Origin of the sequence: Vibrio sp. 10N.261.52.A1 (assembly GCF_002876325.1) — a bacterium.
GTDB classification, from domain to species: domain Bacteria; phylum Pseudomonadota; class Gammaproteobacteria; order Enterobacterales; family Vibrionaceae; genus Vibrio; species Vibrio chagasii.
On sequence record NZ_MCYD01000626.1, the window covers coordinates 1 to 9,647 of the forward strand.

At 44.8% G+C, this 9,647-nt stretch carries 7 protein-coding genes; 4 read left to right on the forward strand and 3 right to left on the reverse strand.

What is annotated here, in order from left to right:
* Positions 1 to 23: 23 nt before the first annotated feature.
* Positions 24 to 2,084, reverse strand: coding sequence for a methionine--tRNA ligase (gene metG, locus BCT81_RS11340; RefSeq protein ID WP_102424359.1), 2,061 nt, complete (start codon positions 2,082 to 2,084; stop codon positions 24 to 26).
* A gap of 157 nt (positions 2,085 to 2,241) precedes the next feature.
* Here metG and apbC point away from each other — a divergent pair, with 157 nt between their 5' ends.
* The 3 genes from apbC (at position 2,242) to BCT81_RS11355 (ending at position 6,470) form a co-directional block, all read left to right on the forward strand.
* Positions 2,242 to 3,318, forward strand: coding sequence for an iron-sulfur cluster carrier protein ApbC (apbC, locus tag BCT81_RS11345; protein WP_102424361.1), 1,077 nt, complete (start codon positions 2,242 to 2,244; stop codon positions 3,316 to 3,318).
* A gap of 276 nt (positions 3,319 to 3,594) precedes the next feature.
* The gene (udk, locus tag BCT81_RS11350) at positions 3,595 to 4,236 is read left to right on the forward strand and encodes a uridine kinase (protein ID WP_004737367.1); all 642 of its coding nucleotides are present in this window, start codon (positions 3,595 to 3,597) and stop codon (positions 4,234 to 4,236) included.
* A gap of 107 nt (positions 4,237 to 4,343) precedes the next feature.
* Positions 4,344 to 6,470, forward strand: coding sequence for an AsmA family protein (locus BCT81_RS11355; protein ID WP_102424362.1), 2,127 nt, complete (start codon positions 4,344 to 4,346; stop codon positions 6,468 to 6,470).
* A 219-nt stretch (positions 6,471 to 6,689) separates the two neighbouring features.
* Here BCT81_RS11355 and cobO read toward each other — a convergent pair whose 3' ends face one another.
* Positions 6,690 to 7,295 (reverse strand): cob(I)yrinic acid a,c-diamide adenosyltransferase, encoded by a 606-nt coding sequence (gene cobO / locus BCT81_RS11360; RefSeq protein WP_061033783.1) that lies wholly within the window; start codon positions 7,293 to 7,295, stop codon positions 6,690 to 6,692.
* 84 nt (positions 7,296 to 7,379) lie between these two features.
* On the opposite strand from cobO, the gene BCT81_RS11365 reads away from it, so the two are divergent.
* Positions 7,380 to 7,829: a low molecular weight protein-tyrosine-phosphatase gene (locus BCT81_RS11365; protein WP_102424364.1), complete on the forward strand. Its 450-nt coding sequence runs from the start codon at positions 7,380 to 7,382 to the stop codon at positions 7,827 to 7,829.
* Positions 7,830 to 7,931: 102 nt separating this feature from the next.
* Here BCT81_RS11365 and BCT81_RS11370 read toward each other — a convergent pair whose 3' ends face one another.
* A complete protein-coding gene (locus BCT81_RS11370; RefSeq protein WP_008220276.1) occupies positions 7,932 to 9,479 on the reverse strand; it encodes a SulP family inorganic anion transporter in 1,548 nt (515 codons plus the stop codon).
* Between the last annotated feature and the right edge of the window lie 168 nt (positions 9,480 to 9,647).

Here is a 9,647-nt window from a genome sequence, read left to right on the forward strand (position 1 = left end):
GCTTTATCTGACAGACGCCAGAATTACATTACACGCATACCCGGTTGAGCACCTTCGTGTGGCTCAAGGATCCATAGGTCGCTGCCGCCAGGGCCCGCTGCTAGGATCATGCCTTCAGACATACCAAACTTCATCTTACGAGGTTTTAGGTTTGCAACCATAACAGTTAGTTTGCCTTCTAGCTCTTCAGGTTTGTATGCTGACTTGATGCCAGAGAATACTTGGCGAGTCTCACCACCGATGTCCAGTTGGAACTTCAGTAGTTTGTTCGCTTTTGGCACTTCTTCACATGAGATGATACGAGCAATACGCATATCAACCGCTGCGAAAGCGTCAAATTCAATCTCTTCAGCGATTGGCTCTTTGTCTAGCTCAGTTTGGCTTGCTTTTTCTTTCTCAGCTTCCGCTTTCTCTTTAGCTGCCATTTCTGCTGCTGCGTCTTCTTTAGAAGACTCAATCATCGCTTCCACTTTCTTAGGATCAATACGGCTAAATAGCGCTTTGAACTTAGTGATTTCGTGATCAGTTAGTGGAGTAGCAACACCTTCCCACGTCAGCTCTTCGTTTAGGAAAGCTTCAGTGCGAGCCGCAAGTTCAGGCATCACTGGTTTCAGGTAAGCCATTAGGACGCGGAATAGGTTGATACCAACAGAAGAAACTTCTTGAAGCTCTTTCTCTTTACCTTCTTCTTTTGCAAGAACCCAAGGTGCTTTTTCGTCGATGTACTGGTTCGCTTTATCTGCTAGTGCAGTGATCTCACGGATAGCACGGCTGAATTCACGCGTTTCGTATAGCTCACCGATACGCTCTGCAGCAGCAACGAATTCGTTGTATAGCTCTGGTTCTGCAAATTCAGCGGCTAGCTTGCCTTCGAAGCGCTTAGTGATGAAGCCAGCGTTACGAGAAGCTAAGTTAACAATCTTGTTTACTACGTCAGCGTTTACACGTTGAGTGAAGTCTTCAAGGTTAAGGTCAAGGTCATCGATACGGCTGTTTAGTTTCGCAGCGTAGTAGTAACGTAGACATTCAGGGTCTAGGTGATTTAGGTACGTACTTGCTTTAATGAAAGTACCTTTAGACTTAGACATCTTCGCGCCGTTTACAGTCACGTAGCCGTGTACGAATACGTTGTTTGGCTTACGGAAGCCAGAACCTTCTAGCATTGCAGGCCAGAATAGGCTGTGGAAGTAAACGATGTCTTTACCGATGAAGTGGTAAAGCTCAGCGGTGCTATCTTTCTTCCAGTACTCGTTAAAGTCTAGATCGTCGCGCTTGTCACATAGGTTCTTGAATGAGCCCATGTAGCCGATTGGTGCATCTAGCCATACGTAGAAGAACTTGTCTTTTTCGCCTGGGATCTCGAAGCCAAAGTATGGTGCATCACGAGAGATGTCCCACTGTTGTAGACCAGACTCGAACCACTCTTGCATTTTGTTTGCTGTTTCAGCTTGCAGTGAGCCAGAACGTGTCCACTCTTTTAGCATGCTTTCAAACTGAGGTAGATCGAAGAAGAAGTGCTCAGAGTCTTTCATTACTGGAGTTGCGCCAGAAACTGCTGACTTAGGATCGATTAGCTCAGTTGGGCTGTATGTCTCACCACAGTTATCACAGTTATCACCGTACTGGTCTTCTGACTTACACTTAGGGCAAGTACCTTTTACGAAACGGTCTGGTAAGAACATCTCTTTCTCAGGGTCGAAAAGCTGAGAAATAGTACGGCTAGAAATGAAACCGTTCTTTTTAAGTTCTAGGTAGATGTGAGAAGCCAGTTCACGGTTCTCGTCGCTGTGTGTGCTGTGGTAGTTATCAAAGCTGATATCAAAGCCAGCGAAGTCTTTTTGGTGCTCTTCACTAACAGCAGCGATCATCTCTTCTGGCGTGATACCCATCTGTTGAGCTTTAAGCATAATTGGCGTGCCGTGAGCATCGTCAGCACAGATGAAGTTTACAGTGTTACCACGCAGACGCTGGTATCGAACCCAGATATCAGCTTGGATATGCTCAAGCATATGGCCAAGGTGAATAGAGCCGTTAGCGTACGGAAGCGCACAAGTTACCAAAAGTTGTCTTGGATCAGTTGCCATACTTAATAATTCGCTTTTTTGATAGGTATAAATTTGATTGGTAATACTACTTTATAACGTGTGATACGCCAAGGTATCAGACAAAGGATTCCCCTAGTTTTTTAGGGGTTCAGTCTTCATCTCGTGGGTGATAGCATAAATAAAAAAAGGAGCCCCAATGCGTAACTTTACTTCGAAGCAAGATTTCTGTTCATGGTTGAATGAGTTTGAGTCACCAATCCTCATCCCAGAGTGGGCGCTACACCAAAATATTGTCTCTGTTGATCCTCGTGGATCGTTTGTTATTACTTTGCCTTTCGCTGCGAATCAGCTTGCTGTTGATCTTGAAAATTGGATTAACGCTCAGATTGAACAAAAGCTTGTGAATGCTTTTCAATTTGAAGTGAAGGTTAAGCCGTCGGCACTTGAAACGATGGTCTCAACACCACTGAAAGGTGTGAAGAATATTATTGCCGTCACTTCTGCCAAGGGCGGGGTGGGTAAATCAACGACTTCAGTTAACCTTGCGCTGGCTTTATCTAAGTCAGGCTCAAAAGTCGGTTTATTGGATGCGGACATCTACGGCCCATCGGTTCCCATGATGCTAGGACAACTAGATGCGAAGCCAGAAGTGCAAAACAATAAGTGGATGATGCCAATCGAAGCGCACGGTATTTTCACGCATTCAATTGGCTACCTTGTATCGAAAGATGACGCTGCTATTTGGCGTGGTCCAATGGCGGCCAAAGCGCTAGGTCAGCTTGTGAATGAAACGGTATGGCCAGAATTGGATTACCTGGTTATCGATATGCCACCGGGCACAGGTGATATCCAGTTAACTCTATCTCAGCAGATCCCAGTAACCGGTGCGGTGGTTGTGACTACTCCTCAAGACCTGGCTTTAGCAGACGCACGTAAAGGTGTTGCTATGTTCGATAAAGTGAGTGTGCCTGTAGCAGGCTTAGTTGAAAACATGAGCTACCATATATGTAGTCACTGTGGTGAGAAAGAGCATATCTTTGGCGCTGGTGGCGCAGAGGCTATGTCTGAAGAGTTCTACCTCGATATCTTAGCGCAAATCCCACTGCATATTGATGTTCGCGAAGACATCGATGCCGGTTGCCCGACGGTAGTGCGTCGCCCTGATAGCGAACATACACGTCACTACCTTGAGCTTGCTGAAAATGTCGCGGCTAAAATGTTTTGGACGGGTAAAGCGCGACCAGAAGCGATCAACTTTTCTATGGTTGAATAGTAAGCGCGAACCTCAACGCGGTATAGATAATGAGTGGTTTAGATAAACAGCCCGTGGTTTTTGCACAACTATCGTTTTTTGGTTAGGTAGTTGGCAAGCCTGTGCAAATAGTTGTAGGCAAGTTATTTGAAAGCAAACGATTGCCTCAAGTAAATGTATTGAGATCATTAATTTGACTGCAATTTGCTAAAATGGCGACTAGAATCTCGGTGCTTTAGCCCCTATAATCAGGCGGTTTATCTATTCCCACCACCAAACCATATCGGGTGCAAAATAATGTCTGATAATAATCAATGTGTCATCGTAGGTATCGCTGGCGCTTCAGCTTCAGGAAAAAGTCTGATTGCTAGTACGATTTATAATGAGCTGCGCGAAAAAGTAGGCGACCATCAAATTGGTGTTATCACGGAAGATTGCTATTACAGCGACCAAAGCCACTTGAGTATGGAAGAGCGTGTTAAAACTAACTACGATCACCCAAATGCACTGGACCATGATCTGTTATGTGAGCATTTACAGCAGCTGATGAGCGGCAATGCTGTAGAAGTACCAGAGTACAGCTACACAGAACACACACGTACTTCTGAAACGACTACACTTACTCCTAAGAAAGTGATCATTTTAGAAGGTATTCTGCTATTAACAGACCCACGTCTTCGTAACCTAATGCACGCAAGTGTGTTCATGGATACACCACTAGACATCTGTCTACTACGCCGTGTTAAGCGCGACGTTGAAGAGCGTGGTCGCACAATGGATACAGTACTAAAGCAATACCAAGAAACAGTACGTCCAATGTTCATGCAGTTTATCGAGCCTTCAAAACAACATGCAGACATCATCGTTCCTCGTGGTGGTAAAAACCGTATCGCGATTGATGTACTAAAAGCGCACATTGCGAAGTTGTTGAAGTCTTAATCGAATAAAAGTTTTGCCTAAGTGACTCACTTAGCTTTATTTTTTACCGAATCAGTGGCACTTTTATAGTGCCACTTTCTTTTGGAATCTAAGCAAGGAATATGCGGATGAAGAAACTACTCATTTTCATAGCTGTGCCAGTGTTTATTGTTGTTGCAGCAATTTTGGCACTAGTACTGTTAGTGAATCCCAACCAATTTAAGCCATTAATTGTCGAACAAGCCCAGAAGCACACCGGCCTTGAGCTAGTAATCGAGGGTGATATCAGCTGGCAATTCTTCCCATCTATTGGCTTCGAACTTGGTCAAACTGAATTACGCAACCCTGAAGGTTTTACGCAACCTAACCTATTTAAGGTTGATACCGTTGGCGTTGACGTTTCGGTTACTCCGCTATTTAGCAACCAACTAGAGATCGGCAACATCACTCTAGATGGCGCTGAATTCTACTTAGAAACGCTTAAAGATGGCCGTAAAAATATTGATGCGCTGACGCAAGCATCTACATCTGATTCGTCGGCGCCAGCTGCTGAGACAACGTCTGAGCCTGCGCAGGCTCCACAAGAGCAAAGCGCAGCAGAGACATCTGGCTGGACGATTAATCTAGCAGGCGTAACCATTTCAAACGCACTATTTGAAATGGACGACAAGCAAGCCGGTTCTTTCACTAAGCTCTACGATGTGTCTTTGAACCTATCTGAGTTCGCAGTAGACACGTGGACTACGGCAACTTTTGCTGCGTCTGGTGAGAACAACCAGCAAAAATTCTCAGCCAACGGTAGCGCTGAGTTCAAACTTGCTGAAGGCTTTGCAAGCTATGCGCTACGTAATATCGACCTAAACGCTAAGTTTAATGACCCAACGACGTCAATTGACTCCGTAAAGCTTGGTTTAGATACGTTTGAGTTCGATAAGGTTAACCAACTGACTTACGCTGTGGTTGGTAAAGCGGCTGGTCTAGATTTAGACCTGAAAGGTGGCGGTGAGCTGACGGTTGATAAAGCAATTTCAAAAGTGACATTGAACAAGTTAACGTTAGACTCTACGTTCAAGGGTGACACGCTTCCTCAGTCACCAATGAAAGTCGATATGTTGTCTGATCTTAGCTTTGATCTAACGAAGAGCCATTTGAGCTTTGTGCTAGAGAAGCTACAAGCTAACTCTATTGCATTAGACGGTAAAGCCGACGTTACTCTGTCAGATATACCAAAGGTTCGTTTCTCGCTTCATAGCCCGAATATTGATTTAGACGAGTTCCTAGGTTTAGGTAGTTCAACAGAAACCGCGAGCACGGCGCCTTCTGGTTCTGCTGGTGGCTCAACGTCAAAGTCAGGCAGCTCAGCACCAGCGAAAGAAGTTGAACCTGACCTATCTGCGTTGAAAACGCTTGATGTGAAAGGTGATATCACGATCGATAAGTTCAAAGCAAACAATGCGAAAATGCAGAATGTTAAAACGGCATTCTCTGTTAACCGCGGTGTTGCTGAATTGACTTCATTCACATCAAACCTTTACCAAGGTTCTATCTCTGCGACAGCGAAACTAGACGCTCGTAAAACACCGGCGACTTACACTGCTAAGAAGAGAATTAAAGGTGTGAAAGTTCAGCCATTATTGGTTGATGTTGCCGGTAACGATATGCTTGAAGGTACGGGTAATATCGATGTTAATGTGAAAGGTAAGAGTCTTACAGCAACAGGAATCAAAAAGAACCTAGTTGGTACTATCGCGATTAACTTTGAAGATGGTGCGGTTAACGGCATTAATGTTGCACAACTGATTCGTGAGAATTACGCGAAGATCAAAGGCGAAAAAGTTGAAAGCACAAATGAAGCTAAAAAAACTGATTTTAGTGCGATGAAAGCGACGCTTAAGGTTGATAAAGGTTGGGTTTCAACGAACGACTTGTCGGCACAATCACCATTACTTCGCGTGACAGGTCAAGGTAAAGCTAACTTCATCAATGAAACGGTAGACTTCTTAGTAAGAACATCGATTGTTGGCTCATTGGAAGGTCAGGGCGGTAAGAGTATTGATGACCTGAAAGATGTGACGATTCCGATTAAGGTGACAGGCCAATGGGCTGACCCGAAATTTGCACTTGTTTTTGATGATGTATTGAAGCAAAAAGCACAGAAAGAGATTGACCGTGGTGTTAACAAGCTAACGGACAAGATTAAAGATGAGAAGACCAAAGAAGCCGTAGATGGTTTATTGAAAGGTTTCTTTAATTAACGGTTCTCGCTAAATATAAACAAGCGCCATTCCTATTGTAGGAATGGCGCTTTTTATTTTTGCATAGGTAATACTCAAGAGAGATTCCCTATGATACTCGTCCCTCGCTCTAGAGAATGACTATAGGCAGTCGTCCTTTGCTCAAGGGCATAACGGCCTAGTGGTTGTCATCCTCGAGAGGGAAGAATGACCGAGTCCGGGAGCTCTGGTTGAAGGTGATTACCAGTCAACGCCTTGTAGCGCTTTAACACCAGATTCGAAAGCGTGCTTCACGTTGCGTACCTCTGATACGGTGTCTGCCATTTCAGTCAGTGTGCGGTGCGCGCCACGGCCTGTAATGATCACTGATTGCATCTTCGGACGGTTGTTAAGCGCTTCAACGACTTCATCTAGTTCAATGTAACCGTAGCTCACCATGTAAGTCAGCTCATCAAACAGAATCACATCAATCGATTCGTCAGCCAGCATGCGTTTACACTCTGTCCATACGCGTTGTGCCGCTTCGATATCTTGTGCTTTGTTTTGCGTTTCCCAGGTAAAGCCAGTGCCCATCACCTGAAATTCAACATCTAGCTTTTGCAGGACATTCTTTTCGCCGTTATCCCAAGTGCCTTTAACAAACTGAGCAACCGCACATTTCTTACCGTGGCCTACTGCGCGAGTTATGGTGCCAAAGCCAGAGGTCGATTTGCCTTTACCATTACCAGTGATGACCAGTAACAGGCCCTTTACTTCTTGTGCTGCAGCGACACGAGCATCGACTTGTTCTTTTACTTTCTGTTGTCTTGCTTTATGACGTTGTTCTTTGTTGTCTTCAGTCGACATAACAAATCCTTTTAAGTTGTGATTGCGCCTATCATAGCCTAACTTAACGATAGCAAAAACCATCGGAAGAACAGGTGATTACGGATGAAAAAGATACTCGTGGTTTGTATGGGGAATATTTGTCGCTCGCCAACAGGTGAAGCGGTATTACGAAAGAAGGCACAGCAGTTCAATATTGATGTTCTAGTCGACTCTGCAGGGACGATTGGTTTCCATCAAGGTAACCCACCAGACTCGCGCTCTAAAGCGGCCGGAGAGAAGCGAGGTTATAGCTTTAAAGGCATTACTTCACGAAAAGTCGTCGCAAATGATTTTGAAGAGTTTGACTTAATACTCGCAGCAGATAGAGCTAACTTGACCGACTTAATGAGCCAATGTCCGGCACACTTGCAATATAAACTGGCGTTGTTTCTAAGCTTTGGTGAATCGCAGTATCAAGAGGTTCCTGATCCGTATTATGGAGAGGGTGATGGGTTCGAACTGGTTTTGGATTTAATCGAAGAATCTAGCGAAGCGATATTAAGGTCGATTTGATATCGAGGATATAAAAGCAGTAGAACGCTTGCACGCGAAGTATAAAAAAGGCCGACATTGAATGTCGGCCTTTCTATATCTAACGTAAAGTGATGTTTAAGATTACTTAGACATTACTTTGTAGATTGGATCTTCTGCTACGTTTGCTTCTACTAAGCTACCTGCTTTGTGCAGCATAGCAACACAGTCTTGGCTTAGGTGACGAAGGTGCAGCGTTTTACCTTGTGCTGCGTAACGCTCAGCAATGGTATCAATTGCTTCAATAGCAGAGTGGTCGGTTACGCGAGAGTTCGCGAAATCAACAATTACATCTTGTGGATCTTCATGAGCGTCAAATAACTCAAGGAAGTTCGCTGTTGAACCGAAGAAGATTGGACCGTTTACTTTGTACTCTTTTGAACCCGCTTCGTTGATGCAAGTATCCGCGTAGATGTGCTTAGCATGCTGCCATGCAAACATCAGTGCAGATGCAATAACACCCACAAATACAGCAACCGCTAGGTCAGTCATTACTGTCACAACCGTAACAAGAACGATAACGAAGAAGTCTTGCTTAGGTACGCGACGTGCAAGCTTGAAGGTTGCCCATTCGAATGTACCAATAACAACCATGAACATTACACCCACAAGTGCTGCTAGAGGAATCATTTCGATAAGTGCTGAACCGAATAGGATGAACATTAGCAATGCCACAGCAGCAACGATGCCCGATAGACGACCACGGCCACCAGAGTTTACGTTGATCATTGACTGACCAATCATCGCACAACCACCCATCGCGCCAAATACTGAACACGTCACGTTAGCCATGCCTTGACCAACACATTCACGGTTAGATTGACCACGAGTGTTTGTCATCTCGTCTAGTACTGTTAGCGTTAGTAGCGATTCGATTAGACCAATTGCTGCAAGGATCACTGCGTAAGGCAGGATGATGTATAGCGTTTCTAGGTTAAACGGTACTGCTGGAATAGAGAAGGTCGGTAGAGAACCCGCCAGCGTTGCTGCTTCGTCACCAGACATAGTACGTAGGAAATCAACAACAGTACGAGTTTCAAGATCAAGACCTACAACCAATGCCGTCACCGTTACGATAGCAACCAATGAAGATGGTACTGCAGTCGTCAGTTTTGGTAGGAAGTGGATGATCGCCATAGTTAGTGCCACTAGGCCTAACATCAAAGTCATCTGGTCGCTCGGTAGCCAAGTTAATGCACCTGTTAGATCCGGTGCTTTGAATTGACCAAGCTGAGCTAGGAAAATAACGATAGCCAAGCCGTTCACGAAACCAATCATTACTGGGTGTGGAACGATGCGGATAAACTTACCTAGCTTGAAGACACCCGCTGCAATTTGCAGAAGACCAGCTAGCATAATTGCAGCGAATAAGTATTGAACACCATGAGTTGCAACTAGGCTTACCATTACAACAGCCATCGCGCCAGTCGCACCAGAAATCATGCCTGGGCGGCCACCGAAGATTGAAGTGATAAGACCTACGATGAATGCTGCGTACAGACCAACCATTGGGTCAACGCCAGCAACAAAGGCGAATGCTACAGCTTCAGGTACCAGAGCAAGTGCTACGGTAAGGCCTGACAGTACGTCATTCTTTACAGAGTGCTTAGAAAATTGTGGGAATTCGAACATGTGTGCTCAGCTATGCTTAAAATGGATTTACCGACACGAGTGTATTGCGTAGCTAAACAGTGATGAAAAAGAGCGGCAATAGCTAAGTGTCGAAAAGATAAGTGCGCGAATGCTACCCAAAATTGTGACTAAGTTCAAGGTAGAACCCAATTTTGAGTAATATATCTA

Bases quoted from the DNA above. Each gene is read 5' to 3' on its own strand.
- cobO (WP_061033783.1), bottom strand. From the start codon at position 7,295: ATGTCGACTGAAGACAACAAAGAACAACGTCATAAAGCAAGACAACAG.
- BCT81_RS11365 (WP_102424364.1), top strand. From the start codon at position 7,380: ATGAAAAAGATACTCGTGGTTTGTATGGGGAATATTTGTCGCTCGCCA.
- udk (WP_004737367.1), top strand. From the start codon at position 3,595: ATGTCTGATAATAATCAATGTGTCATCGTAGGTATCGCTGGCGCTTCA.
- BCT81_RS11355 (WP_102424362.1), top strand. From the start codon at position 4,344: ATGAAGAAACTACTCATTTTCATAGCTGTGCCAGTGTTTATTGTTGTT.
- metG (WP_102424359.1), bottom strand. From the start codon at position 2,084: ATGGCAACTGATCCAAGACAACTTTTGGTAACTTGTGCGCTTCCGTAC.
- BCT81_RS11370 (WP_008220276.1), bottom strand. From the start codon at position 9,479: ATGTTCGAATTCCCACAATTTTCTAAGCACTCTGTAAAGAATGACGTA.
- apbC (WP_102424361.1), top strand. From the start codon at position 2,242: ATGCGTAACTTTACTTCGAAGCAAGATTTCTGTTCATGGTTGAATGAG.